The 25,942-nt window shown below is 60.9% G+C and carries 24 protein-coding genes; 12 read left to right on the top strand and 12 right to left on the bottom strand.

Going from position 1 to position 25,942, the window contains the following annotated elements; translation table 11 throughout:
* Nucleotides 1-87 precede the first annotated feature (87 nt).
* The gene (locus tag SM130_RS12085) at nucleotides 88-1,503 is read left to right on the top strand and encodes a transglycosylase SLT domain-containing protein (protein WP_102825800.1); all 1,416 of its coding nucleotides are present in this window, start codon (nucleotides 88-90) and stop codon (nucleotides 1,501-1,503) included.
* Here the strand turns inward: SM130_RS12085 and SM130_RS12080 are convergent.
* The 5 genes from SM130_RS12080 to SM130_RS12060 form a co-directional block, all read right to left on the bottom strand.
* The gene (locus SM130_RS12080; protein WP_102825801.1) at nucleotides 1,500-2,522 is read right to left on the bottom strand and encodes a lipase secretion chaperone; all 1,023 of its coding nucleotides are present in this window, start codon (nucleotides 2,520-2,522) and stop codon (nucleotides 1,500-1,502) included. The two genes, SM130_RS12085 and SM130_RS12080, sit on opposite strands and share 4 nt — an antisense overlap.
* Before the next feature lie 63 nt (nucleotides 2,523-2,585).
* Nucleotides 2,586-3,521: a triacylglycerol lipase gene (locus tag SM130_RS12075; RefSeq protein ID WP_102825802.1), complete on the bottom strand. Its 936-nt coding sequence runs from the start codon at nucleotides 3,519-3,521 to the stop codon at nucleotides 2,586-2,588.
* Nucleotides 3,522-3,833: 312 nt separating this feature from the next.
* Nucleotides 3,834-4,331, bottom strand: coding sequence for a transcription elongation factor GreB (gene greB, locus SM130_RS12070; RefSeq protein WP_102825803.1), 498 nt, complete (start codon nucleotides 4,329-4,331; stop codon nucleotides 3,834-3,836).
* Between the two features lie 38 nt (nucleotides 4,332-4,369).
* Nucleotides 4,370-6,874 (bottom strand): ABC transporter permease, encoded by a 2,505-nt coding sequence (locus SM130_RS12065; RefSeq protein ID WP_102825804.1) that lies wholly within the window; start codon nucleotides 6,872-6,874, stop codon nucleotides 4,370-4,372.
* Complete coding sequence (locus tag SM130_RS12060) at nucleotides 6,871-7,557, bottom strand: ABC transporter ATP-binding protein (RefSeq protein ID WP_102825805.1); 687 nt, start codon at nucleotides 7,555-7,557, stop codon at nucleotides 6,871-6,873. Before SM130_RS12060 ends, SM130_RS12065 begins: the two co-directional genes overlap by 4 nt.
* Before the next feature lie 11 nt (nucleotides 7,558-7,568).
* Between SM130_RS12060 and SM130_RS12055 the strand changes: the two genes are divergently transcribed.
* From SM130_RS12055 to SM130_RS12045, 3 genes are all read left to right on the top strand, one after another.
* Nucleotides 7,569-8,174 carry an arylesterase gene (locus SM130_RS12055; protein ID WP_102825806.1) on the top strand — a complete coding sequence of 202 codons (606 nt, stop codon included), beginning with the start codon at nucleotides 7,569-7,571 and terminating at the stop codon, nucleotides 8,172-8,174.
* Nucleotides 8,175-8,217: 43 nt separating this feature from the next.
* A complete protein-coding gene (locus SM130_RS12050) occupies nucleotides 8,218-8,499 on the top strand; it encodes a hypothetical protein (RefSeq protein WP_102825807.1) in 282 nt (93 codons plus the stop codon).
* Between the two features lie 66 nt (nucleotides 8,500-8,565).
* Nucleotides 8,566-9,531 carry a L,D-transpeptidase family protein gene (locus SM130_RS12045; RefSeq protein WP_102825808.1) on the top strand — a complete coding sequence of 322 codons (966 nt, stop codon included), beginning with the start codon at nucleotides 8,566-8,568 and terminating at the stop codon, nucleotides 9,529-9,531.
* Between the two features lie 62 nt (nucleotides 9,532-9,593).
* On the opposite strand, the gene SM130_RS12040 is transcribed toward SM130_RS12045, so the two are convergent.
* Nucleotides 9,594-9,848: an Lpp/OprI family alanine-zipper lipoprotein gene (locus SM130_RS12040; RefSeq protein WP_003284566.1), complete on the bottom strand. Its 255-nt coding sequence runs from the start codon at nucleotides 9,846-9,848 to the stop codon at nucleotides 9,594-9,596.
* A 387-nt stretch (nucleotides 9,849-10,235) separates the two neighbouring features.
* On the opposite strand from SM130_RS12040, the gene SM130_RS12035 reads away from it, so the two are divergent.
* The gene (locus SM130_RS12035) at nucleotides 10,236-10,529 is read left to right on the top strand and encodes a GNAT family N-acetyltransferase (protein ID WP_102825809.1); all 294 of its coding nucleotides are present in this window, start codon (nucleotides 10,236-10,238) and stop codon (nucleotides 10,527-10,529) included.
* A 30-nt stretch (nucleotides 10,530-10,559) separates the two neighbouring features.
* Here SM130_RS12035 and SM130_RS12030 read toward each other — a convergent pair whose 3' ends face one another.
* Nucleotides 10,560-11,636, bottom strand: coding sequence for a 3-deoxy-7-phosphoheptulonate synthase (locus SM130_RS12030; protein ID WP_102825810.1), 1,077 nt, complete (start codon nucleotides 11,634-11,636; stop codon nucleotides 10,560-10,562).
* Between the two features lie 263 nt (nucleotides 11,637-11,899).
* Here SM130_RS12030 and SM130_RS12025 point away from each other — a divergent pair, with 263 nt between their 5' ends.
* Both SM130_RS12025 and cysB read left to right on the top strand, forming a co-directional pair.
* Entirely contained in the window at nucleotides 11,900-12,856 is a 957-nt protein-coding gene (locus tag SM130_RS12025; protein WP_102825811.1) for a putative 2-dehydropantoate 2-reductase, read from the top strand.
* A gap of 175 nt (nucleotides 12,857-13,031) precedes the next feature.
* Entirely contained in the window at nucleotides 13,032-14,006 is a 975-nt protein-coding gene (cysB, locus tag SM130_RS12020) for an HTH-type transcriptional regulator CysB (protein ID WP_102825812.1), read from the top strand.
* An 87-nt stretch (nucleotides 14,007-14,093) separates the two neighbouring features.
* Here the strand turns inward: cysB and SM130_RS12015 are convergent, their stop codons facing one another.
* A complete protein-coding gene (locus SM130_RS12015) occupies nucleotides 14,094-14,828 on the bottom strand; it encodes a phosphoadenylyl-sulfate reductase (protein WP_102825813.1) in 735 nt (244 codons plus the stop codon).
* A gap of 191 nt (nucleotides 14,829-15,019) precedes the next feature.
* On the opposite strand from SM130_RS12015, the gene thrH reads away from it, so the two are divergent.
* A complete protein-coding gene (gene thrH / locus SM130_RS12010) occupies nucleotides 15,020-15,637 on the top strand; it encodes a bifunctional phosphoserine phosphatase/homoserine phosphotransferase ThrH (RefSeq protein ID WP_102825814.1) in 618 nt (205 codons plus the stop codon).
* A 36-nt stretch (nucleotides 15,638-15,673) separates the two neighbouring features.
* Here thrH and pabB read toward each other — a convergent pair whose 3' ends face one another.
* The 4 genes from pabB to SM130_RS11990 are packed head-to-tail and all read right to left on the bottom strand — an operon-like array spanning nucleotide 15,674 to nucleotide 20,135.
* Nucleotides 15,674-17,020 (bottom strand): aminodeoxychorismate synthase component I, encoded by a 1,347-nt coding sequence (pabB, locus tag SM130_RS12005; RefSeq protein WP_102825815.1) that lies wholly within the window; start codon nucleotides 17,018-17,020, stop codon nucleotides 15,674-15,676.
* Between the two features lie 59 nt (nucleotides 17,021-17,079).
* Complete coding sequence (locus tag SM130_RS12000) at nucleotides 17,080-18,063, bottom strand: alpha-L-glutamate ligase-like protein (RefSeq protein ID WP_102825816.1); 984 nt, start codon at nucleotides 18,061-18,063, stop codon at nucleotides 17,080-17,082.
* 3 nt (nucleotides 18,064-18,066) lie between these two features.
* The gene (locus SM130_RS11995; RefSeq protein WP_102825817.1) at nucleotides 18,067-19,593 is read right to left on the bottom strand and encodes an inactive transglutaminase family protein; all 1,527 of its coding nucleotides are present in this window, start codon (nucleotides 19,591-19,593) and stop codon (nucleotides 18,067-18,069) included.
* A gap of 5 nt (nucleotides 19,594-19,598) precedes the next feature.
* Nucleotides 19,599-20,135, bottom strand: coding sequence for an ATP-dependent zinc protease family protein (locus SM130_RS11990; RefSeq protein WP_102825818.1), 537 nt, complete (start codon nucleotides 20,133-20,135; stop codon nucleotides 19,599-19,601).
* 274 nt (nucleotides 20,136-20,409) lie between these two features.
* On the opposite strand from SM130_RS11990, the gene SM130_RS11985 reads away from it, so the two are divergent.
* The 4 genes from SM130_RS11985 (at nucleotide 20,410) to acnD (ending at nucleotide 25,917) form a co-directional block, all read left to right on the top strand.
* Nucleotides 20,410-21,135, top strand: coding sequence for a GntR family transcriptional regulator (locus SM130_RS11985; RefSeq protein ID WP_102825819.1), 726 nt, complete (start codon nucleotides 20,410-20,412; stop codon nucleotides 21,133-21,135).
* Complete coding sequence (gene prpB / locus SM130_RS11980; protein WP_102825820.1) at nucleotides 21,132-22,019, top strand: methylisocitrate lyase; 888 nt, start codon at nucleotides 21,132-21,134, stop codon at nucleotides 22,017-22,019. The genes SM130_RS11985 and prpB overlap by 4 nt, the downstream gene beginning before the upstream one ends.
* A gap of 91 nt (nucleotides 22,020-22,110) precedes the next feature.
* On the top strand, nucleotides 22,111-23,238 hold the full coding sequence (prpC, locus tag SM130_RS11975) for a bifunctional 2-methylcitrate synthase/citrate synthase (RefSeq protein ID WP_102825821.1): 1,128 nt from the start codon (nucleotides 22,111-22,113) through the stop codon (nucleotides 23,236-23,238).
* A 75-nt stretch (nucleotides 23,239-23,313) separates the two neighbouring features.
* Nucleotides 23,314-25,917 carry a Fe/S-dependent 2-methylisocitrate dehydratase AcnD gene (gene acnD / locus SM130_RS11970; RefSeq protein ID WP_102825822.1) on the top strand — a complete coding sequence of 868 codons (2,604 nt, stop codon included), beginning with the start codon at nucleotides 23,314-23,316 and terminating at the stop codon, nucleotides 25,915-25,917.
* Nucleotides 25,918-25,942: the final 25 nt, after the last annotated feature.

Raw genomic sequence — 25,942 nt, 5'->3', positions numbered from 1 at the left:
TGCGCGGCCTGTGAGAGGCTTTGCCACCTTTGCGGGCAGGGAGCACCGCGTTAGCGTTCTCTGCGTCTTCAGACCGGTGCGTTCTCGATGTCACGATTGCTGCCACTTCTGTTCTGCCTGCTGCTGGCTTTCATGCCGGGGTTGGCGAGCGCGCGCGTGGCCGGGCCTGAGGTCTGGCAATCGACCGACAAGGTACGTGATCTGGCCGAAATTCGCCGCAGTGGCGTGTTGCGCGTGCTGGTCAACCAGAGCCGTAACAGCTCCGGTGAGATCAAGGGCGAGGCGATCGGGGTCGAGTACGCGCGGCTGCGCGCCTTCGAGCAACACCTGAATCGCGATGCCGCCTCCGGAAAGTCGATCACCCTCAAGATCATTCCCAAAGCCAAGGATCAGCTGCTCGGCGCGCTCCAGCGCGGCGAGGGCGATTTGGTCGCGCCCGGTGAACTGCTTCCATTGGCAGGCATGAAAGGCATCAGCCGCAGTCGACCGGTGGTTCGCGACGTTTCGCTGGTGCTGGTCAGTCGTCAAGGCGGACCGCGCTACCAGCGTCTTGAGCAACTCTCCGGCCGCAGTCTTGCCTTGCCGCCGGGCAGCGCCGCAGGGCCGGCACTGGCGCGGCTGAATAAACAGCTCATGGAGCGCAAGCTGGCGCCCATCGTTGCCGAGTGGGTCGATCCCACACTGGCGGTCGAAGATGTTCTGGAGATGGTGCAGGCTGGCGTCTACCCAGCGACCGTTGTCGAGCAAACCATCGCGCAGCGCTGGGCCAAGGTAATGCCGAAACTGCGTATCGAGCAGAACCTGAGTCTGGGCGACAAGGCCAGCATGCACTGGTTCGTGCGCAAGGACGCCAGCATGCTGCGCGCCAGCGCCGACCGCTTTCTCAAGGATTTCACCTTACCGGCCAACCAGGACGCGGCCTTCGAACGCGTTTACCGACGCCTGTACAAGGTCCAATACCCGCTCGACCGAGTCGGCCGCCAGCGGCTGGAGAAGGTTCGGCCGACCCTGCAGCGTTATGCCGAACAGATCGAGCTGGATTGGCTGAACCTCGCCGCGTTGGCGTTCAAGGAATCGACACTGAATCCGGCCGCGAAGGGCGCTGGCGGTGCAACGGGGCTGATGCAGGTGACCCCGGCGACTGCACGGGCGATGGGCGTGAGCAATATCCAGCAGCTGGACAACAACGTGCAGGCCAGCGCGAAATATTTGGCGAATATCCGCCGCAACTACTTCGCCAGCCCTCGGCTGAACGAGCGTGAGCGCATGGCGTTCATCCTCGCGGCATACAACCTGGGGCCGCAACGGGTGCAGAGCATGCGCGCCGAGGCCCGCCGACGCGGCCTCAATCCGGACCAGTGGTTCTTTCAGGTCGAGCGTATCGCCATGGAGACCGTCGGCATGGGTGTGGTGGGCTACGTCAACAGCGTCAACAAGTACTACCTGGCCTACCATCGCGAGCGCTATCTGCTGGAGGCTGACCGCAAGACTGCGGCCAACTAGCGCTCAGCCTTTGCAGCTTGCCGTTGCTGGGCGACGGCGAGCAGGCGCAGGCGTTCGCTGGCGTCGAAATGCTGTTCCTCCAGTCGCTCGATCGCGGCTTGGCGCTCGAGGTCGTCCAGGCCGCGTGTGGACTCGATGCTCGCTCGTGCCTGCTGATAAGCCGTGACGCGTTGCTGCCATTGTTGGCGCTGCCGGTCCAGCGCATCGAGCCGGTCGGCCGCTGCGCTGCCTACCAGCTGCTGGCGTAGTTGCCGGACCTGCTCAGGCCCAGCGCCGCTTTGCACAAGTGCATTGGTCTGCTCGCGCAGCTCGGTTTGCAGCTGTGGCATCAACAACTCCTGCAGCTCAGCAGGCAGTCCGGCACGCAGCTGATCAATGGCGCGACCCTTGGCGTCACTGTCCATCGCCGGGTCGAAGCGAATCGCCAGGCGTTCCAGGCTGAAACGGTCATAGGCCTCGTCGATTGCGAAGAACGCCTGGTGGACGGCAGGGTCGAGCAGTCGCGCGCGCAATGCCTGCACTGCATCCAAGCGCTGACGCAACGCAGAAAGGTCAGGCGCACGAGCATAAGACGCTTCTAAATCAAGAAGTTGACGCTTATAGCTAAGGTATTGGTTTAATACGGTGAGCGCCTGTCCCTGGGCGGGCTCTCGCAGTTCTGTGGTGATTTGGCGGCGCAAACGCGCAACGCTGTTTTTCAGCGGCTCTTCACCGATGGCTGCGAGAAAGTAATCGAAAAGCTGGCGGATCTCGGCGCCGATGATCAGATTGCCGGCAGCGTCCACACGCAACTGGCCATCGATTTGGGTGCCCTGGAATGAAGCGGGCAACTTGGCCGAGTTCTGCGGCTGCGGTTTGGTCCGGGGTGTTTGACTGACCGCTGCGACTGTCGCCGGAGTCGGTGACGACGCCGGGGAAGGCGGCGCAGCGACGTAAGTCGGTACTGTGGCGGATCGGCTGAGGATGATGGTCAGGCTTAGCGCAACGGCCAGTACCAACAGAAGTAGGTATCTGCTCATGGAAGTGCCCAGCGATGAAGGCCCGGGATCATCGATCCCGGCCTTGGTACATGGATGAACGTGCTACAGACCTGCGCTCTTCATTCGATTCGCATGCTGGCGATAGACACTGACTGGATCGGTTTCAAACAGGCTGGTCAGGCCCATGAACTGGTTGACCTCATCCAGGTGATTCATGCGGTAGTTGTCGCGGATCACCATGCCCAGATGCGAACTGCAGCGTCCGACCAGACCATCGTTGGGCCCGCTGAATGCCAGCGAGCCGGCGCCCATCATGGCGTCGCTGATATCCAGCGGATTGGTCAGCGGGCTGGTACCGCTCCAAGAGTAGTAGTGCACGCCATTGACCTTGTAGGCGCCTTCGCCGCAGGCAGTCGTCGGAATGCCCTGAGGGAATTTCGCGTTGAAGCGGGCAGCACCTTCGCTGTTGAGCGACTCCAGCGTACCCAGTGAGTCTTGCGGAGCGCTGCTTGAGCTGCCGGAAAGGAGATTGATGAAGGTGCCCATGGCATTCACCAGCCCGGCGACTATCGCCTCGCCGGAAGAACCCTCGGGAATATTGCGTATCAGATCGGCCACGTCCGAACCCTTGTGCGGTGCACCCACACTGGTTACCGAGGCGATCAGGTCCGGGCGAACACCGGCGACATAGCGAACCGTCGGGCCGCCGTGACTGTGGCCGATCAGGTTGACCTTCGGTTTGCCGCTGATGGCGACGATCTCCTCCACCTGCGCCAGCAGCTCTTCGCCGCGCAGCTCGGAGGTATTGAGTTGGCTGACCTCCGTCACATAGACCTGGGCACCGTCCCGGCGTAATGCTTTCGGAATGCCATACCAGTAATCGATACCGAGCAGACTGTCGAAGCCGAGCATGCCGTGGGCCAGCACGATTGGATATTTCGTAGCGGTGTAGCCGCTGCCAGAAGCAGCGTAAGCCTGACCGGTGAGCGCCAAGGCGCTACCCAGACAGAGGGCGAGCAAGGTTTTGTTCTTATTCATGGACGCACTCTTCGAATGTGAATCGGGCTGTGGGGCAGTCCCTTGCCGTTCACCGCGCATGGCGCGTACTGCGCCTGGACGAGCGCAGCATTCGTGCCAGAACCGATCGCGGAGCAGTGCGAGCGCTCTAGTTAGCGAGATTCAAGAAGAGTGATATCGCGATGAGATCAGGCGAACGGCCAGGTGGCTGTTACCAAGCGAAACGTCGAGTGGGTTGGAAAGTGATAAGTCTGAATTTTGAAGATTATCGCCGCAAATAATCAGCATGATCGGCGTAGATATTGACTAAATGTCCGTAGTTTGACTGACTGGTCACGGATAGTCGATAGCGACCACATACCAGAGTTTGGTGCCGGTAGGGGTTTGCACCTGAACTTCCGCATCCAGGGACTTGCCCACCAGTGCGCGGGCCAGAGGAGAGTCGATACTGATCAGGCCTTGGCGCAGATCCAGTTCGTCCGGGCCGACGATCCGGTAGCGAGCTTCCTCTCCATCTTCATCTTCCAGCGTCACCCAGGCGCCGAAATACACCTTGTTCGGATCACTCGGATGCTCGCCAACGACTTTGAGCTTCTCCAGGCGCTTGGTCAGAAAACGTACGCGACTGTCGATTTCGCGCAGCATCTTCTTGCCGTAGGTGTATTCGGCGTTCTCCGAGCGGTCGCCCTGTGCGGCCGCCTCGCTGACCGACTGGGTCACCTGCGGCCGTTTGACGTGCCAGAGCTCGTGCAGCTCGGCACGCAGTCGAGCTTCGCCTTCGGGCGTGATCAACGGTGTGCCGGCTGGGCGGGGCGGGCGGTAGCGGCTCATGGTTTCGAGACCTTGCGAAAAGCGCCGATTGTAGCGCTTCAGTTCTCCCGCAGTACGGTCAGCGGGCTGGCATTGAGCGCGCGGCGTGTGCCGATCAGGCCGGCGCCGCCCACAAGCATTGCGCCAATCAATGGCAACACCAGCAGCCAGGGATGCGGCTGCCAACGCAGATCGAACGCGTAGTGATAGAGCAGGGCGCTGACCAGTTCGCAGCCGAGCGCGGCAAGCAAGCCGCTGGCCGCGCCCAACAGGCCGAACTCTGTACGCCGAGCGCGCAGCAACAAACGTCGCTCCGCTCCGAGTGCCCTCAGCAGCGCACCCTGGCGTATACGCTCGTCCAGCGTTGCCTGCAAGCCGGCGAACAGCACGGCCAATCCGGCCGCCAGAACGAACAGCAGTACGTACTCCACCGCCAGTGAAACCTGCGCAAGGATGCTGCGCAGCTGAGCCAGCAGCGCCTCGACCTGCAGCAGGGTGACCGAGGGGAACGCGCGCGCCAGCTCTACCAGCTCGCGCTCCTTGCCGGGCGGCAGGTGGAAGCTGGTCATGTAGGTGGCGGGCATTCCCTCCAGCGTGTCAGGTTCGAAGATCATGTAGAAGTTGGGCTGGAAGCTATCCCAGTTGACCTCCCGCAGGCTGGTGACGCTGGCTTCGCGGGTCAGCCCGCCTATCGTGAAGGACAGGCGATCACCAAGTTTCAACTGCAGGCTTTCGGCGAGTTCGGCCTCGACCGACACGCCAGGGACATCAGTCGCCGCTCGGTTGGTCCACCACTGGCCGGCAATCAGATGGTTGTCCTTCGGCAGGTCGGCTGCCCAGGTCAGGCTCAGGTCACGACGGATCGCGCGTTCGCCCTGGGACTCCTTGCTGACCAGCTGGCGCACCGGCTCGTCGTTGATGGAAATCAGCCGGCCCGGCACCACCGGATATAACGGCGCAGCGTGGCTTGAAAGCGCCGCGATACGCTCGGCGAAGGCGTCCTTTTCGACTGGCAGAACATTGAGTACGAAGTGGTTGGGCGCGTTGTCGGGAAGCTGGTCCTGCCAGGTGTCGAGCAGCTCGCCCCGCAGCAAGGCGATCAGCGCCATGGCCAGCAGAATCAGCCCGAAGGCAAGCGCCTGTCCGGCCGCTGCCAACGGATGTCGCAACAGCTGTCCAAGCCCCAGACGCCAGCTTAACGATGCCCCCGCCAGCAGACGGCGCATGGCCTTGAGGCCAAGCAGAAGCAGGCCGCCCAGCAGCAGCGTGGCGAGTAGACCGCCGCCGAGCAATGCCAGCGTGATCTTCAGATCGAGGCTCAGGCGCCACATGATCAGGCCAAGGGCGAAGATCGCCGTGCCGTACACCAGCCAGGCACTCGGCGGTACGGGCAGCATATCGCGGCGCAGTACTCTTAACGGCGGCACACGGCCCAGAGCAGCCAGTGGTGGCAGGGCAAAGCCGGCTAACGCTACCAGGCCGGTCGCAATGCCCGCCGCTGCAGGCCAGACGCCACCAGCTGGTATTTCCTGCGCCAGCAGGTCGCGCAAAAGGAAGAACAATCCGTGCTGCGCCCCCCAACCAAGCAGGGCGCCGGCAAGGCTGGCCAGCAGGCCGAGCATGGCAAGCTGCAGCGTATAAAGGAGCAGGGCGTCATTGCGCGACAGCCCAAGGCAGCGCAGCAACGCGCTGGCGTCGAAGCGACGTGTGGCGAAGCGTGCGGCGGAGAGGGCGACCGCCACGCCGGCCAGCAGGATTGCGGCAAGGCTCGCCAGATTCAGATAACGCTCGGCGCGGCCAAGGGCACCACCGATCTGTCGGTTGCTGTCGTTGGCTGTTTCGATGCGCTGGTGCGCCTGCAAGCCGGGCTGAATCGATTGCTGATAAGCGGTCAGCGCGGCTGTCTCGCCCCGCCACAGTTCGCGATAGCGGACGCGGCTACCTGGCTGCACGACGCCCGTTGCTTCCAGGTCGTCAAGATGCATCAGGACGCGTGGCGTCAGGCTGTAGAAATCGCCGACCCGGTCCGGCTCGTAGGTCAGCACACGAGTCAGGCGCAGCGGCTTGTTGCCGACCTCGATACTGTCCCCGATCTCCAGGTCCAGGGCCGCGAACAGTCGCGCTTCGGCCCAGGCTTCGCCGGGCGCAGGGCCCGGCCCCGGCTGTTCGGCTTCGTAAGGTTGCGCGGCACTGCGCAGGATGCCGCGCAAGGGATAGCTGCTGCTGGCGGCCTTCACGCTGGCAAGCTGCAGGTCCTGATCGGTCGCGATTACGCTGGAAAACTCGACAACCTGTGCGTGATCCAGGCCTTGGCGCTTACCGGCTTCGATCTGCTCTGGCGAAGCGGGCGCACTGCCCCCTAGTACCATGTCGGCGCCGAGGAATTCGCTGGCGCGCAGCAGCATTGCATCATTCAGGCGCGCGCCGAAATAACCGATCGCGGTGCTCGCTGCGACCGCCACCACGAGAGCGAAGAACAGCACCCGCAGTTCGCCAGCACGTGCGTCACGTAGCAGCTGGCGGTAGGCCAGGGCGAACAGCCGCGCCATGGGCATGCCCTTCATTCGGCTGTCTCGGCAGCGATTTGCCGACCGCCTTCGAGGCGAATCATCCGGTGGCAACGCTTGGCCAGACGTTCATCGTGGGTCACCAGCACGAGCGTGGTGCCGCGCTCACGGTTGAGCTCGAACAGCAGTTCGGTGACATGCGCACCGGTATGGGTATCGAGGTTGCCGGTCGGTTCGTCGGCAAACAGTACGTCCGGCTCGGCAGCAAACGCGCGGGCCAGCGCGACACGTTGCTGCTCGCCGCCCGAGAGTTGACGGGGATAGTGATGCAAGCGCTCGCCAAGCCCGACCCGGGCCAGCAATTCGGTTGCCCGCTCGCGCGCATCGCGGCGGCCGTCCAGCTCCAGCGGCAGCATGACGTTCTCCAGGGCATTCAAACTGTCCAGCAGCTGGAATGACTGGAAGACAAAGCCGACATGCTCGGCACGCACCCGAGCTCGCTGGTCTTCATCGAGCGCCGCCAGGGCGTGGCCCGCCAAGTGCACTTCGCCAGAGCTCGGCAGATCCAGCCCGGCCAGCAGGCCCAGTAGGGTGGACTTCCCTGAGCCGGACGTGCCGACGATGGCGAGGCTGTCGCCCTTGGCCAGTTGCAGCGAGAGGTCGGCCAGGATGCTCAGCTCGCCTTCCGCGCTGGGTACCACTTTGTTAAGGTTCCGGGCGTCGAGAATGTTGCCGCTCATGAGGGGATCCGATGCGTAGTTGGCTGAAGTGCGGGGCTCTGGTTCTGTTGTGCTGGGCTCAGGGAGCGCTGGCCGGAACCGTGCTGGTGGTTGGCGATAGTATCAGCGCCGCTTTCGGCCTGGAAACCAGCCAGGGATGGGTGCATTTGCTGCAAAAACGTCTGGTCGAGGAGGGCAAGGAGCGGCGCGTGGTGAACGCTTCGATCAGTGGTGACACCACGGCTGGCGGGCTCGCGCGGCTTGATCCACTGTTGAAGGAGCATGCGCCCGAGGTGGTGATTCTCGAGCTGGGAGGCAACGATGGCCTGCGTGGACAGTCGCCGGCCCAATTGAAACAGAATCTTGCCGAGATGATCGATCGCAGCCAAGAAGCCGGAGCCGAAGTGCTGCTGCTGGGCATGCGCATGCCGCCCAATCTCGGCCAGCGCTACACCCGCGCTTTCGCGGATGCGTTCGACTCGCTCGCTGCGGAGAAGCCGGTGGCTTATGTGCCATTCCTTCTGGAGGGCGTCGGCGGCGTTGCTGGCATGATGCAGCCTGATGGCATTCACCCGACGGCCGAAGCGCAGCATCTGTTGCTGGAGACGGTATGGCCAGCGCTCGAACCCTTGCTTTGAGACGTGTGCGCAGCTACTGTCGCGCCCTCGATTGGAGCCTCAGATGTCGCGCTCAGCCAGGACCCTTTACGCTTATCGAATCATCGTGCCAGACGAGCAGTACGACATGTTTGCCTGCCGCGAAAATCGACTGCACCTGGCGATGCGGCAGCTTGAACTGAGCGGCAGTGCAGACCGGACCCTCTGTGGTGGTCTGTTGCCAGCCCAACCTCGCTGGAAGGAGCTCGAGCGCGCCACCTTGAAGGACCGGCAGCTGTGTCCGAGCTGTCGGCAGCTGCTGGAGGCGCGGCGCAAAGGCCTTCCGTCTGCCGTTGCGGCCTGGTAGCTCAATTTTTCACCAGTTCAAGTACAATCGCACCATTTCCATAGCCCAAGTTTCAAGGATCTCTGAATGCCCTCGCGCGCGTTTGCAGTCGCCTCCTGTTTGTCATTCGCTGCTTTGCTTTCGGCAGGCACCAGTGCGGCTCTCGAGCTACCGCTGCCGCCCGAGGGCGACGATATTGTCGGGCAGATTCAGGTCATCAAGGCAAAGTACGAAGATACCTTCGCGGCCATCGGTGAAACCCATGACCTTGGCTATCTGGAGCTGGTAGCGGCCAACCCGGGTGTTGATCCGTGGTTGCCGGGTGAGGGCACCGAGATCATTCTGCCGACTCGCTTCATCCTGCCGCCGGGTCCGCGTGAAGGCATCGTGATCAATATTGCCGAGTACCGGTTGTACTACTACCCGGAAGGCAAGAACGTCGTTCATACCTTTCCGCTCGGCATCGGCCGCGAGGGTTGGGGCTCACCGGTTGGCAATGCGCGTATCTCTGCCATGACCAGCAACCCTGCCTGGTATCCGCCGCAGTCGATTCGTGACGAACACGCCGCTGACGGCGATCCGCTACCAAGAGTCGTACCGCCAGGTCCGGATAACCCCCTGGGGCCGTTCAAGATGACACTGTCGCTGCCGGGCTACCTTATTCACGGGTCCAACAAGAAGTTCGGCATCGGCATGCGAGTCAGCCATGGTTGCTTCCGCATGCTCAATCACAATGTGCTGGAGCTGGCGAAGATGGCCAAGGTGGGTACGCCGGTACGCATCGTCGATGAGCCGTACAAATTCGGCGTGAGTGAGGGCAAGGTATATCTTGAAGCCCATGCGCCGCTGGAAGACGGCGAGCAGAAAACGCTTACCCTGATGGACAAGCATGCAGTCGTCATCAATACCCTGCTCAAGCGTGATGAGGCGGCCGGTAAGCTGCATTTGGATTGGGAAATGGTGCGCGAGATCATCGCTGGTGAGGATGGCCTGCCAATCCAGATCGCCGAGCAGCGCACGGAAGTGGCGGCCCAGGATGAACAGTTGTTCTGACTGCTTTCTGAGCGCATAAAAAAAGCCGACCTTGTAGGTCGGCTTTTTTATTTTCTACAAGCTTACTTGCGGCTGGCGCGTTCCAGCATACGCAGAGCACGCTCGTTGGCTTCGTCAGCAGTCTGCTGAGCCTTCTGAGCGGCGGCCATAGCTTCGTCGGCCTTGCTGTACGCTTCGTCAGCGCGAGCCTGGGCGCGAGCAGCGGCGTCTTCGGTCGCAGTCAGGCGAGCTTCGCTTTCTTTGGTCATGCTGTTGCTGCAACCGGTAGCCAGTACTGCGGCCAGAGCCAGAGCAGAGAATTTCAGAACGTTGTTCATCTTGTTCCCCTTAAGGTGGAAATCCATAAAGCAACTTCCGTTATGGAAAGTTTGCGCGCACATACTACCTATAAGTTAGCTTAAGTAAACTGAGCGGGCGTTGCGCTACAGCTTTTTTTTCAAAGTGCCTTTGCTTTTCCTCTCATTTCGACAAGTTGGGTGAAAAACATCCAATGCAGGTCACATTACAGCCTTCGTAGTTGCCTGAGTCCCGCGCTGGACGAAAGTTCCGGTCTTGGGCGCGCAAATATTGATCAACGCAAGACTGGTCGAATGAGTTTGAAACAGGTAGAAAAGACACCTATGAATGTTTGGGCTGCCGATTGCTCGCCATAGGCGCAGCCACCCAAGAACAAGAAGACAGGGCAATCCTGCTGAGGAGTCAAGATGAGCGATACGGTGCGCGTGCGCCATGACCTGTCTGGTCACCGCTTTGAAGCCGAGATCGATGGGCATTGCGCTTACCTGGTCTACATGGATTTAGGCAAGCAGACCCTGGACATATACCGCACCTTTGTTCCTGATGCCTTGCGCGGTCGCGGCATTGCCGCCGTTCTTGCGAAGCATGCTCTGGAATATGCTGAGCGCGAGGGTTATCAGGTCATACCTTCGTGTTCGTACGTCGAGCGTTATATCGAGCGCAATCGACCATCAGCGGACAGGGTCGAACCCAATCCATAAAAAAACGCCGGGAGACCGGCGTTTTTCGTTTCAGCCGCGCTGCCGTCTGGGCAGCACGTCCTTGAGCTTGTCATGCATGCTCAGTACCGCCTTTTCGGTGGTTTCCCAGTCGATGCAGGCGTCGGTGATGGACACACCATACTTCAGATCACACAGATCCTTCGGAATCGCCTGACTACCCCAGCCGAGGTGACTTTCGACCATCAGCCCGACGATGGAGTTGTTGCCTTCCAGGATCTGGTTGGCGACGTTATCCATTACCAGCGGCTGCAGGGCGGGATCCTTGTTGGAGTTGGCATGGCTGCAGTCGATCATGATGTTCGGGCTGATACGGGCCTTGTTCAACTCCTGCTCGCACAGGGCGACGCTGACCGAGTCATAGTTGGGCTTGCCATTGCCACCACGCAGGACCACATGGCCGTAATTGTTGCCCTTGGTCGTGACGATGGAGACGCCACCCGACTGGTTGATGCCAAGGAAACGGTGCGGGCTGGATACCGATTGCAGCGCGTTGATCGCCACGGTCAGGCTGCCGTCGGTGCCGTTTTTGAAGCCGACTGCCGAAGACAGACCCGAAGCCATTTCGCGGTGAGTCTGGGACTCGGTGGTACGTGCGCCGATGGCCGACCAGCTGATCAAATCCTGCAGATATTGAGGCGAGATGGGATCGAGCGCTTCGGTCGCAGTGGGCAGGCCTATCTCTGCGAGGTCGAGCAGCAGCTTGCGGCCGATATGCAGGCCATCCTGGATCTTGAACGAGTCATCCATGTACGGATCGTTGATCAGGCCTTTCCAGCCGACGGTGGTGCGTGGTTTTTCGAAATACACCCGCATAACCAGAAACAGGCTGTCTGAAACCTTTTCCGCAAGCACCTTGAGTCGCTCGGCATACTCGTGGGCGGCCTTCAGGTCATGGATGGAGCATGGACCGATCACGATGAACAGGCGGTGATCCTTGCCATCGAGAATATCGCGTACGACCTGGCGCCCGTGGGAAACGGTTTGCAGTGCGGAGGCAGTCAGCGGGATTTCACGCTTCAGTTGCTCTGGCGTGATGAGGGTCACGTTGGAGGCAACGTTGAGGTCGTCGATTGGTAAATCAGCCATTTGTTACTCGTCAGGAATCACGTGAGCCGTCCGCCAGCGATCCCGGTGCGGCGGAACATAGCCTGAGGGCGCAGCGGGGAAACGGAACCTTAGCGCTAATGGGCGGACTCGACAACGGGATTGATGGCCTATTGAAGGGATCGGTACACACTGCTGCGCCTCGATGGGCCGCGTACTGTGACGCGGGCGGCTGGACTGCTATCGTTTGGTTTTTCAACCGGTTGGCGTGCGGGACGCAGTCAGCCGCCAGATCAGGGGTGCGTATGTCTGCAGCGAGTCCACGTATAGGCATCATCGGTACCGGTGCCATCGGAGGTTTCTACGGTCTGATGCTGGCGCGCGCCGGCTTCGATGTGCATTTCCTGCTGCGTAGCGAGTACGCCGCGGTTCGTGAGCATGGGCTGCAGGTAAACAGTGCCGTTCATGGCCCGCTTCTGCTTGCGCAGCCGCAGATCTATAGCGAACCAGCGCAGATGCCTGCTTGTGATTGGCTCTTGGTCGGCACCAAGAGCACCAGTAACGAGGCGCTGGCGCCGATCATCACGCAGCTGGCAGCCCCTGGTTGCAGGGTCGTGGTGCTGCAGAACGGGCTGGGTGTGGAAGATACGTTCAGGCGGTCGCTGCCGGATAATCTACATCTGCTGGGCGGGTTGTGTGCGATCTGTGCTCATCGCTCAGCTCCAGGTGTAGTCGAGCATCAGGCCTTGGGTGGTGTGAACCTCGGCTATCACTCCGGCCCGGCTGATCGTGACGCGCAAGCACAGCTCGCCTTGCTGAACGAGATGGTCGAGATGTTCAGGCAGGCCGGAGTGGATTCATCGCCTATGCCCAGCCTGGCGCAGGCGCGCTGGATGAAACTGGTGTGGAACGTTCCGTTCAACGGCCTGTCGGCATTGCTCGACGCGGGTACCGAAGCGTTGCTGAACAACGACGACTCACGGGCGGAGATCAAGGCAATCATGCGAGAGGTCTGTGCAGCGGCGCAGGCGCTGGGCTGCGCGTTGCCGGAGGACTTTCCGGAGAAGCTGTTGATGGGCACTGCGCGCATGCCCGACTACCTGCCGAGCATGTATCACGATCGATTTCAGCGTCGGCCGATGGAACTCGAAGCCATTTACGCGGCCCCTCTCGCCGCTGCGGCAGAAGTCGGGGTCCAGATGCCTAGGACGCAAACGCTTTGTCACCTGCTGCGCTTTATGGAGCGACGAGCCGCAGACTGACACAAAGGTCGGGCTCGCCTTTCGCCGCGCTGCTAAGCTCAAGCGGCAGTGCGACCAGGCCGACCAAAGGTCGCACAGCAAAAGCCGAGCGGACGATCTATGATCCGTTGGCGCACCGTTCATGTGGTTATAAGAGTAGCGGCAGGCGCGGGTGCCTTTGCCTTGAGGGATTTCTATGAAGCTTCAACAACTGCGTTACATCTGGGAAGTGGCGCACCATGACCTCAATGTTTCGGCGACCGCCCAGAGTCTGTTCACCTCCCAGCCGGGGATCAGCAAGCAGATTCGGCTACTGGAGGATGAGCTTGGCGTCGAGGTGTTTGCTCGGAGCGGCAAGCACCTGACCCGCGTGACTCCGGCTGGGGAACGCATCATCACCACCGCGGGCGAGATCCTGCGCAAATGCGAAAGCATCAAGCAGATCGCTCAGGAATTCTCCAACGAAAAGAAGGGAACCCTGAGCATCGCGACCACCCACACTCAGGCACGTTACGCGTTGCCTCAGGTAATCAGCAGCTTTATCAAGCAATACCCCGACGTTTCCCTGCATATGCACCAGGGCACGCCGATGCAGATTGCCGAAATGGCGGCTGATGGCACCGTTGATTTTGCCATTGCGACAGAGGGGCTGGAGTTGTTCGGCGATTTGGTGATGATGCCCTGCTATCGCTGGAACCGCTGCGTGATCGTGCCCCAGGGTCATCCGTTGGCGAAGCTCGAGAAGCTCACGCTGGAGGCGTTGGCAGAGCATCCGATCGTGACATACGTATTCGGTTTCACTGGTCGCTCCAAGCTCGACGAGGCGTTCGGTCACCGTGGGCTTTCGCCCAAGGTCGTGTTCACCGCAGCCGATGCCGACGTGATCAAGACCTATGTGCGCCTCGGGCTCGGTGTGGGGATCGTTGCACGCATGGCAGTCGATCCCAAGCTGGATTCGGATCTCGTCGTGCTGGACGCCAGCGAGTTGTTCGAGTCCAGCGTGACCAAGATCGGTTTCCGGCGCGGCACGTTCCTGCGCGGCTTCATGTGCGACTTCATCCAGCAATTTGCTCCGCATCTGAACCGGGACATGCTGGAAAAGGCGATTCAGTGCCGCAACAAGGCGGAGCTGGATGAGCTGTTCGACGGCATGGAACTGCCCACCTATTAAACGGTGATGGAGCAGGTCGGGCTACCGAGCTCCGATCTGCTCAACGTTGGCACCTCCTGCCATGATCCAGCACGAGCCGGCCCCGTATCAGCTCTTGGCGATCAGATTGCCGGCGTGCAGGCCGCATTCCTTGTGTGTTGCTTCTTCCCACCACCAGCGACCTTCGCGTTCGTGCTGGTTTGGCAGCACCGGGCGGGTGCAGGGCTCGCAACCGATGCTGATGAAGCCGCGCTCATGCAGGCTGTTGTAAGGGATTTCAAGCATGCGGATGTAGCCCCAGACTTCCTCACTGGTCATCTGCGCGAGCGGATTGAATTTGTACAGCGTGTTGTCTTGGGTGGAGAACGCGCTATCCATTTCCAGTACGGAAACCTGAGCGCGAGTGCCAGGACTCTGGTCGCGCCGCTGGCCGGTGGCCCAGGCACGGACGTTGGCGAGTTTTCGCCGCAGCGGCTCGATCTTGCGGATGCCACAGCATTCGCCGTGCCCGTCGCGGTAGAAGCTGAACAAACCTTTCTCGTTGACCAGTGGCTGCAGCAGCGCAGGGTCTGGCGTCATGACCTCGATGGCGATGCCGTAATGCTCGCGGACCTGTTCGATGAAACGGTAGGTTTCGCTGTGCAGGCGGCCGGTGTCGAGGGTGAACACCTTTACGTTCTTGTTCAGCTTCCAGGCCATATCCAGCAGGACCACGTCCTCGGCGCCGCTGAAGGAGATCCACAGATCATCGCCGAATAGATCGAAGGCGAGCTTGAGTATGTCTTGCGGTGACTTGTCGGCGTAGGCGGCAGCCAACGCGGCGACGTCGATAGATGGGCTCATCGGGCGGCTTCCTTATGGATTGCATCGGCGCTTTGGCGCTCTGAGGCGGCGGATGGTAGCAAAAGGCGTTTATGCCGCTAAATAACGTTTAGGCACTCCACTCAGCTGTTTCGGGTATAAGCCTTGCGTTGCTTCGGTTGCGAGCTGCCGTTAGAGTGCCGCCTTCAATTTTCTGCATTGAGGAGTGGCCCGTGGAAATAGCCTGTCTCGACCTGGAAGGTGTGCTGGTTCCGGAAATCTGGATCGCCTTTGCCGAGGCCACCGGAATCGAATCGCTTCGGGCGACCACGCGGGACATTCCCGATTACGACGTGCTGATGAAGCAGCGCCTGCGCATTCTCGATGAGCACGGCCTTAAGCTTGCCGACATTCAGAAAGTCATCGCGACGCTGAAACCACTGGAAGGCGCGCCGGAATTCGTCGACTGGCTGCGCGAGCGTTTCCAGGTGGTGATTCTCTCCGACACGTTCTACGAATTCTCGCAGCCGCTGATGCGCCAGTTGGGCTTCCCGACGTTGCTGTGCCATCGCCTGATCACCGACGAGACTGATCGTGTAGTCGACTATCAGCTACGCCAGAAGGACCCCAAGCGTCAGTCGGTCGTCGCGCTGAAGAGCCTGTACTACCGCGTGATCGCTGCAGGCGACTCCTACAACGACACCACCATGCTCAGCGAAGCCCATGCCGGTATCCTGTTCCACGCACCGGACAATGTGATTGCCGAGTTCCCGCAGTTCCCGGCAGTGCACACGTTCGAGGAGCTGAAGCAGGAGTTCCTCAAAGCGTCGAACCGCAAGCTGGCACTCTGAGTCAATGAGGTCGGGGCGGCCGGCTGGCTGGTCGCTCTAACCTGGCAGCCGCTCCAGCGCCCCCAGCAGCACCTTCACCTTGTCGATCGATTCCTGATACTCCGCCTGCCAATCGGAATCGGCAACGATGCCGCCGCCGCCCCAGCAACTGACCTGTCCGTCACGGATGAGCAGGGTGCGAATGGCGATGGAGCTGTCCATTTCTCCCCTCACGTCAATGTAGAGCAGCGAGCCGCAGTAGATGGCACGGCGCGTGGGCTCCAGTTCGTCGATGATTTGCATTGCGCGGATCTTCGGCGCACCGGTGATCGAGCCACCCGGAAAGCTGCCCGCCAGTAGATCGAACGCATCGTGATCATCGGCCAACTCGCCGGTCACGCAGCTCACCAGATGATGTACGTTGGGATAGCTTTCCAAGGCAAACAGCTCCGGCACGCGCACGCTACCGATCCGACAGCTGCGGCCGAGGTCGTTGCGCAACAGGTCGACGATCATCAGGTTCTCGGCGCGGTCCTTGTCGCTGGCAAGCAAGGCTTGTGCTTGCTCGGTATCGCTGCGCTCGTTGTCTCCACGTGGCCGAGTGCCCTTGATCGGGCGGGTTTCCACGTGGCCCTGATGCAAGCGCAGGAAGCGCTCCGGCGAAAGGCTGGCAATAGCACCGTCGTCCAGAGCCAGAAAGCTGGCATAAGGCGTTGGACAGGCCTCGCGCAGTGCGCGATAGGCAGCCCAGGCGTCACCCGAGCAATCGGCGCGGAAACGCTGGGTGAAGTTGACTTGATAGCAATCGCCGGCCTGGATGTAGGCCTGGATCTGCTCGATGCCGTGGCGATAAGCGTCGACGGAGAGGTCTGCACGAAAACGACCCAGCAGCCGGAACGAAGCGCTGTGGCCAGCGGCGGTCGAATCAAACAGACTTACCAGCCGCTCGCGCTCGGAAGCCGCCAATGCCGGATGGAAAAGCAGCTGACTGGTCTGCCGTTGGTGGTCGGTGATCAGCGCCCAGTCATAAAGCCCGAAGCGTGCCAGCGGGAGTTGACTGTCGTCTTCGGCACATTGCGGAAGGGTTTCGAGGCGCGAACCAAAGTCATAGGTCAGCAGGCCGATCAGCCCCCCGGCGAAAGGTAATTCGCAACCGCTTGGCAGTTCGGCCTTGCCGAGTTCGCTTAGCGCTTGGCGCAAGCGCTGGAAGAATTCGCGCCCCAGCTCATCCTCGTCAGGCTCAAGCACGCTCAGCGGCCAGGCGCTGAGAATGTCGAAGCGTCCACGCTCCGCCTTTGGCCTGCCCGAGTCGAGGAGGACCGCACCCGGGACGTGACGGATACGTTCGAACCAATAAGCGGGGTCAGCTTGATAGGGCAGGGCGTGCAGCGTGCAGGTGGGCATGGCTCGGATCAATGAGGTGGCAGCCCGTGAGGATACGCGGGCTGCCCGGTTTGCGTCATTCAGGCATGTGGCGGGACGTGCCCGAACAGCTCCTGGGAAAACCTCACCCGCTCCTCGGGCGTTTCCTGAATGCCTTTCTCTTTGAGTTCTGCCAGGCGGTTCTCGACGGCATGTGCCCGGTGCGTCAGACCGCAGTCGTTGGCGATCTGGATATTCAGACCGGGGCGCGCGTTCAGTTCGAGAATAAGTGGCCCCTTGTCCTGATCGAGCACCATATCGACCCCGATATAACCGAGTCCGCAGAGTTCGTAGCAGCCTGCGCCGAGCTTCATGAAGCCATCCCAGTTCGGCAGTTGCACGCCATCCACGGCGTTGGTGGTATCCGGGTGCTTGGTGATCTTGTTGTTGAGCCAGGTGCCACGCAGGGTGATACCGGTCGCCAGATCCACACCGACGCCGATGGCGCCCTGGTGCAGGTTGGCCTTGCCGCCAGATTGGCGCGTTGGCAGCCGCAGCATGGCCATGACCGGATAGCCCATCAGCACGATGATGCGGATGTCCGGTACACCCTCGTAGCTGATGCTTTTGAAGATCGGATCCGGGGTGACCCGGTATTCGATCAGCGCACGATCACGATGACCGCCCAGTGAGTAGAGGCCGGTGAGGATATTGGATATCTGATGTTCGATCTCCTCGTGCGTGATGATCTTGCCGGAAACGGTCTTGTAGCGACCCTCGAAACGGTCGGCGATCACCAGGATTCCATCGCCGCCGGCACCCTGGGCCGGCTTGACGACGAAATCAGTGTGATCCCGGACGATGTCGTTGAGCTTGTCGATGTCCTTTTCGGTTTCGATGACGCCGTACATCTCCGGCACGTGAATGCCGGCTTCGATCGCGCGCTGCTTGGTGATGATCTTGTCGTCTACGATCGGATACAGATTGCGCTTGTTGTACTTGAGCACGTAGTCCGCGTTGCGGCGGTTGATGCCCATGATCCCCTTGGCTTCAAGGGCCTTCCACGTCTTGATAAGACCGAACATGGCTCAATCCTTCAGAAAGGCTTTGAAGCGGAACAGCTCGGTGAGGCGGTAGCCGCGATAGCGACCCATCGCCAGCATGAAGCCCACCATGATCAACAACACCGCCGGGAAGGTGAAGATGAAGTAGGTCAGCTCCCTAATGTTCATCAGCATGAACGCCAGGCTGGCGGCGATCAGGGTGCCGACCGCCACCTTGAAGGCGTGACCACCACCGCGTTCTTCCCAGGTGATGGACAGGCGTTCGATGGTCATGGTCAAGATCACCATCGGGAACAGCGAGACAGACAGGCCGCGTTCGAGGCCAAGTTTGTGGCTGAACAGGCTGATTACTGCAATCAGTACCACGACGAACGTCAGGACCACCGACAAGCGCGGCAACATCTGCAGTTTCAGGTGCTCCAGATAGGAGCGCAGCGACAGGCCCAACGCCGTGATCAATGTGAACAGGATGATGCCGAAGCCGATCTGCGTTTCGCGGAACGCCAAGGCGATCAGTACCGGGGTAAAGGTGCCGAGTGTCTGCAGCCCGCCCAAGTTGCGCAGGATCAGGATCACCAGCACGCCGATCGGGATCATGATCATGATCTGGTAGGTCTGCTGGGTCTGCAGCGGCAGACCGTACAGCGAATACTCCAGGAAGCCTGCCTCGGTGTTTTCGTCGGTCAGTTTCGCCAGGCGGATAGCGTTCATTTCGCTGTTATTGAGCGTGAAGGTGACCTGCGGGTTGCGACCGCCTTCAAGGCTGATCAGCGGCTCGTCGCCGGTCCACCAGACCAGCCGGTCGTTCGGCAGGCCTTGCTCGCCGGTGCCTGGGTTGAAGAACAGCCACTTGTCACCGTTAAAGCTGCGCAACCAGAGCTCTGGATTCTGTGGCTGGTCGGCATTCAATCGGATGGTGTGCACGCGCTCCATCGGCACGTGGGCGATGGACAGGAGCAGTTCGATGACTCGCGCCTTGTTGGCAATCGAGGTGTCGCCGCCCAGCAACAGTTTGACGTTATCGTCATTGGGGTTGTTGACGCGCTTGATGGCTTCGCTGATGAAGGTCTCGACGTCGGCCGAATGCTGGCGGATCGGTGAAAGCAACGCTTCGGCAGCAATCTTTTCTGCACCTTCGACCGGAATGCTGTCGCGGAAGATTGGGCCGGTCGCCTTGGTCTGTTCGCCGCTGTAGCGCTTGGTCAATACAAGGCGGTAATAGAGGGTCTGGTTGCCGCTGGCGCGCCGTGCAGACCAGGTCACGCGGCGATTGCCGTTTGCACGATTGATGCTGACGCCGTAGTTGTTGGAAATGAAGCTCTCGTTGAGGCTTACGAACTCCTGGTTCAGCGGCGGCACGTACATCTGCAGCTTGACTGGCTCGCGCGGACTGGCCTGGAATTCGACCTTGGCGTCGATGTTCCACAGGTCATCGGTTTCGTCTTCTGTAACCGGGATGCCGAGTACGAAGATCTGGTAGGCGGTAATCGAAATTCCCAGTGCGACGAGCAGGAATATCAAGACTTTCAGATGCAGAGTGAGAGCGCGCATGGGTATTACTCGTCAGCGTCGGATTCGTTGAGGCAGCCGGGCTTGCCGGCAATAAAGGTACGACTGGGGTCGACCAGAGCGCCGAAGCGGGTGAGCGCATCGGAACCGATCAAAAGTGGGTATTGGAAAGCGCTACGGTCCGTCAGGTTCACTTCGATTGTGCGTTTAACCTTGCCCATGCACAGATCGAGCTCGATGACCGGGCGAGCGGTATAGGTCTTTTCCTCTTCGGGATCGAAGTCTCCGGCGCGGCGCTTGATCTTGCTTATACGCGCCAATGGACGCTCGATGGGGTGCGCATGCGCGCTATCCACTGCCAGATAGAAACGTACCCACGACTCGCCTTTGCGCTTGAAACGACGAATGTCACGGGCGCTGAGCGAGGCGGTCTGCGCGCCGGTGTCGAGCTTCGCTTCAACCTCCAAGCCAAAGTCGGGTATCCCGACGTTTTCGTTCAAACCATAGATCGCCTTGTCGGCAGCTGTACCGATTGTTGGCAGGATCAATACGCAGAGCAGCAGAAGGTTGGCTTTTACTCTCATGGAACCCGATGTCTTGAAGGGATGAGGAAAGAAGTGGCTGGTCGGTGGCGCGGATGGGCAGGGCAGACGGGCGCCCAAGGCGCGAAAGGCCGGCATTCTAGCATGGGGATTTCAGAGAGCTGCAATGGGCACTGGTGGCATGGTGGAGGCGAGCGCTGGCCGTTGCAGCAGGTACGACTTTAGTAAAGGTGTCGACAATCGTGGCGATCACCCCGTTGACCGTCTGGCAATACAGGCGTAGTTTCGCCTTACCAAAACTGGATTGTCGACAATCATGCTGGATACCGTTGAACTTCCCCCTTCCGCGCAGCAAGTTGACAGTGGAACACTGGCCGAGCACGTGTTTCGCCTGATCCAGGCTGCCATCGTCAAGGGCGAGATTGCGCCGGGAAGCAAGATCTCCGAGCCGGAATTGGCGCGTACCTATGGCATCAGCCGCGGGCCGTTACGCGAGGCGATTCACCGCCTTGAAGGGCAGAAGCTGCTGGTCCGTGTGCCGCATGTCGGCGCGCGGGTGGTGTCGCTCAGCCACTCCGAGCTGATCGAACTCTATGAGATTCGCGAATCGCTCGAGGGTATGGCCTGTCGCCTTGCAGCCGAGCGGATGAGCGAGTCTGAAATTGAAGATCTGCGGCGGGTGCTCAGCACTCATGAGCGCGACGAGGCCTTCCAGGCCGGCGTCGGCTACTACCAGCAGGAAGGTGATTTCGACTTTCATTACCGGATCATCCAGGGCAGCGGCAACCGCACGCTGGCCAAGCTGCTATGCGACGAGCTTTATCAGCTGGTGCGCATGTATCGCATCCAGTTCTCCACCACGCCGAACCGGCCGCATCAGGCCTTCGCCGAGCACCATCGAATTCTCGACGCCATCGCCGAGCGCGACGGCGAGCTGGCGGAGCTGTTGATGCGCCGCCACATCGCCGCTTCGAAACGAAATGTGGAACGCCATTTCAAGGGCGTTCTTGAGCAAACACCACATAAAAGGGGTAATGCATGACTCTTCCTTCTGCCGGTCAGCGTTTCCGTGACGCCGTGGCCAGTGAGCACCCGCTGCAGGTAGTCGGCGCGATCAACGCCAACCATGCGCTGTTGGCCAAGCGTGCCGGCTTCAAGGCCATCTATCTGTCCGGCGGCGGCGTCGCGGCTGGCTCGCTGGGCTTGCCGGATCTTGGCATCACCGGGCTGGATGATGTGCTGACCGACGTGCGTCGCATCACCGATGTCTGCGATCTGCCGCTGCTGGTGGATGTCGATACCGGCTTCGGCTCCTCGGCCTTCAACGTGGCGCGTACCGTAAAGTCGATGATCAAGTTCGGCGCGGCGGCGATCCATATCGAGGATCAGGTCGGCGCCAAGCGCTGCGGCCACCGCCCGAACAAGGAAATTGTCTCGCAGCAGGAGATGGTCGATCGCATCAAGGCGGCGGTCGATGCACGTACCGATGACAGCTTTGTGATCATGGCGCGCACCGATGCGCTCGCCGTGGAAGGGCTGAATTCGGCGCTTGATCGCGCCGCGGCCTGCATCGAGGCGGGTGCCGACATGATCTTCCCCGAGGCCATCACCGAGCTGGCGATGTACAAGACTTTCGCTGACCGCGTGAAGGCGCCGATCCTGGCCAATATCACCGAGTTCGGCGCGACGCCGCTGTACACCACTGAAGAGCTGGCGAGCGTCGACGTTTCCCTAGTGCTGTACCCGCTGTCGGCATTCCGCGCCATGAACAAGGCGGCTGAGAACGTTTACACCGCGTTGCGCCGCGATGGCACGCAGCAGAACGTAATCGACACCATGCAGACCCGCATGGAGCTCTACGATCGCATCAACTACCACACGTTCGAACAGCACCTCGATGCGCTGTTCGCTCAGAAGAAGAGCTGAGCATGCGGGCTTTGCTGGTTTGCCAGTAGAGCCCGAACCCAATTTCGACGTGATTTGCAGTATCCAGAACAAATCCAAGAAGGAGATAGCAATGGCTGAAGCAAAAGTACTGAGCGGCGCGGGCCTGCGTGGACAGATCGCAGGGCAGACTGCCCTGTGTACCGTCGGCAAGACCGGCGCCGGCTTGACCTACCGCGGTTACGACGTACGCGATCTGGCCGCCGAGTGCGATTTCGAGGAAGTGGCTTACTTGCTGTTTTACGGCGAGCTGCCGAACTCAGCGCAACTGGCCGACTACAAGAATCGCCTGAAGACCATGCGCGACCTGCCGCAGGCGCTCAAGGAGGTGCTCGAGCGTATTCCGGCAAATGCACATCCTATGGATGTGATGCGCACGGGCTCATCGGTACTCGGGACCCTGGAGCCGGAAGTAAGCTTCGATCAGCAGCGCGATGTGGCTGAGCGCCTGATGGCTGCCTTCCCGGCGATCATGTGCTACTGGTACCGCTTCACCCACGATGGCGTTCGTATCAACTGCACCAGCGACGAAGACACCCTGGGCGGTCATTTCCTCGCGTTGCTGCATGACAAGAAACCGAGCGACCTGCACGTCAAGGTCATGAACGTCTCGCTGATCCTTTATGCGGAGCACGAGTTCAACGCCTCGACGTTTACCTCGCGCGTCTGTGCCTCGACGCTGTCCGACCTCTACTCGTGCGTGACGGGTGCCATCGGTTCGCTGCGCGGTCCGCTGCATGGCGGCGCCAACGAAGCAGCGATGGACATGATCGAGCAGTGGAAGAGCCCGGCAGAAGCCCGCGAAGCCATCCTCGGCATGCTCGAGCGCAAGGACAAGATCATGGGCTTCGGTCACGCGATCTACAGCGAGTCCGACCCGCGCAACGAAGTGATCAAGGTCTGGGCCAAGAAGCTCGCCGACGAAGTGGGCGACACCGTGCTCTACCCGGTTTCGGTTGCAGTCGACGAAACCATGTGGGAGCAGAAGAAGCTCTTCCCGAATGCCGACTTCTACCATGCCTCCGCCTACCACTTCATGGGCATCCCCACCAAGCTGTTCACGCCGATCTTCGTTTGCTCGCGTGTCACCGGTTGGGCGTCCCATGTGTTCGAACAACGCAGCAATAACCGGATCATTCGGCCAAGCGCCGAATACATCGGTCCGGAACAGCGCAAGGTCGCCCCGATCGCCCAGCGCTGATCGGAGCGGGGAGTTCCTCGACCGGGCTCCCCAGGCCTCGCCCCTCGAATCATTACTGGATTGAGTTCTTCCGGCATGAATACAGAACACCGCAAACCTTTGCCAGGCACTCAGCTTGACTACTTCGATACGCGTGGTGCGATCGAAGCCATTCAGCCAGGTGCTTACGACAAGCTGCCCTATATCTCGCGCGTACTGGCTGAGCAGTTGGTCCGCCGCTGCGAGCCTGAAGCGCTGACCGATTCGCTGAAGCAATTCATCGAGCGCAAGCGTGACCTCGACTTCCCGTGGTATCCGGCTCGCGTGGTCTGCCATGACATTCTTGGCCAGACTGCGCTGGTCGACCTGGCTGGTCTGCGTGATGCAATCGCCGAGCAGGGTGGCGATCCGGCCAAGGTCAACCCGGTGGTGCCGACGCAGCTGATCGTCGATCACTCGCTGGCGGTGGAATTTGCCGGTTTCGATCCGGATGCGTTCGAGAAGAACCGCGCCGTCGAGGAGCGTCGCAACGAGGATCGTTTCCACTTCATCGAGTGGACCAAGACCGCGTTCAAGAACGTCGATGTGATTCCTGCCGGCAACGGCATCATGCACCAGATCAACCTCGAGAAGATGTCGCCGGTGATCCAGGCGCGCGGTGGCGTGGCCTTCCCGGATACCTGCGTCGGTACCGACTCGCATACCCCGCATGTTGATGCATTGGGTGTAATCGCTATCGGCGTTGGCGGTCTTGAAGCGGAAACCGTGATGCTCGGTCTGCCGTCGATGATGCGCTTGCCCGACATCGTCGGTGTACGTCTGACCGGCAAGCGTCAACCGGGTATCACCGCCACCGATATCGTGCTGGCGTTGACCGAGTTCCTGCGTAAGGAGCGGGTAGTGGGGGCCTGGGTCGAGTTCTTCGGCGAAGGCGCCGACAGCCTGACGATCGGCGATCGCGCGACCATATCCAACATGTGTCCGGAATACGGCGCGACCGCTTCGATGTTCTACATCGACCAGCAGACCATCGACTATCTCAAGTTGACTGGCCGCGAGCCCGAACAGGTTGCGCTGGTCGAGCAGTACGCCAAGGAAACCGGCCTGTGGGCGACGGCTCTGGAGGGTGCCGAGTACGAGCGCGTGCTCGAGTTCGACCTGTCCAGCGTGGTGCGCAACATGGCTGGTCCGTCCAACCCGCACAAGCGCCTGCCGACCTCCGCACTGCATGAGCGCGGTATTGCCGACGGAGCCAAGCTGGCCGCAGCCAAGGCCGAAGAAGCCGAAGGCCTGCTGCCCGATGGTGCGGTGATCATTGCCGCTATCACCAGCTGCACCAACACTTCTAACCCACGTAACGTGGTGGCTGCCGGCTTGCTGGCGAAGAAGGCCAACGAGCTGGGTCTGGTGCGCAAGCCTTGGGTGAAGACGTCATTCGCGCCAGGCTCCAAGGTCGCCAAGCTGTACCTGGAAGAGGCCGGCCTGCTGAGCGAACTGGAAAAGCTCGGCTTCGGCATCGTTGCCTACGCCTGCACCACCTGCAACGGCATGTCCGGTGCGCTGGATCCGGTGATCCAGGAGGAAATCATCGAGCGTGATCTTTACGCCACGGCGGTGCTCTCAGGCAACCGCAACTTCGATGGCCGTATCCACCCGTACGCCAAGCAGGCCTTCCTCGCCTCGCCGCCGCTGGTGGTCGCTTACGCCATCGCCGGTACCGTGCGTTTCGATATCGAGCAGGACGTGCTGGGCCGCGACCAGAATGGCAACCCGATCACCCTGAAGGACCTCTGGCCGTCCGACGAGGAGATCGACGCCATCGTCGCATCCTCGGTCAAGCCCGAGCAGTTCAAGCAGATCTACATTCCGATGTTCGATCTGGGCACCATCGAAGAAGCCAAGAGCCCGTTGTACGACTGGCGCCCGACGTCTACTTACATCCGCCGTCCGCCGTACTGGGAAGGCGCGCTGGCCGGAGAACGCACGCTCAAGGGCATGCGTCCACTGGCGATCCTGCCGGACAACATCACCACCGACCACCTGTCGCCATCCAACGCCATCCTGCTGGATTCGGCTGCCGGTGAGTACCTGGCGAAGATGGGCCTGCCGGAAGAGGACTTCAACTCCTACGCGACCCACCGTGGCGACCACCTGACTGCGCAGCGCGCGACGTTCGCCAACCCGCAGCTGGTCAACGAGATGGCTGTGGTTGATGGCAAAGTGCAGAAGGGTTCGCTGGCCCGCGTCGAGCCTGAAGGCAAGGTCATGCGCATGTGGGAAGCCATCGAAACCTACATGAACCGCAAGCAGAACCTGATCATCGTCGCCGGTGCTGACTATGGTCAGGGCTCGTCGCGTGACTGGGCGGCGAAGGGCGTGCGACTGGCCGGTGTCGAGGTGATTGCCGCCGAAGGCTTCGAGCGTATCCACCGCACCAACCTGGTCGGCATGGGCGTGCTGCCGGTCGAGTTCAAGCCGGGCACCACGCGCCTGACCCTCGGCCTCGACGGCACCGAAACCTTCGATATCGAAGGCGAACTGTCGCCGCGCTGCGACCTGACCCTGGTCATTCACCACCACAACGGTGAAGAAACCCGCGTTCCGGTCACCTGCCGCCTCGATACCGCTGCCGAAGTCAGCGTGTACGAGGCTGGCGGTGTGCTGCAGCGTTTCGCCAAGGACTTCCTCGGTCAGGCGTGACCATCAATTGCTGGCTCCGGTTCGG

Origin of the sequence: Stutzerimonas stutzeri (assembly GCF_038561965.1) — a bacterium.
GTDB lineage: Bacteria > Pseudomonadota > Gammaproteobacteria > Pseudomonadales > Pseudomonadaceae > Stutzerimonas > Stutzerimonas stutzeri_AA.
Note: the sequence above shows the minus strand (reverse complement) of the source record. Positions and strands in the feature narration are given on the sequence as shown.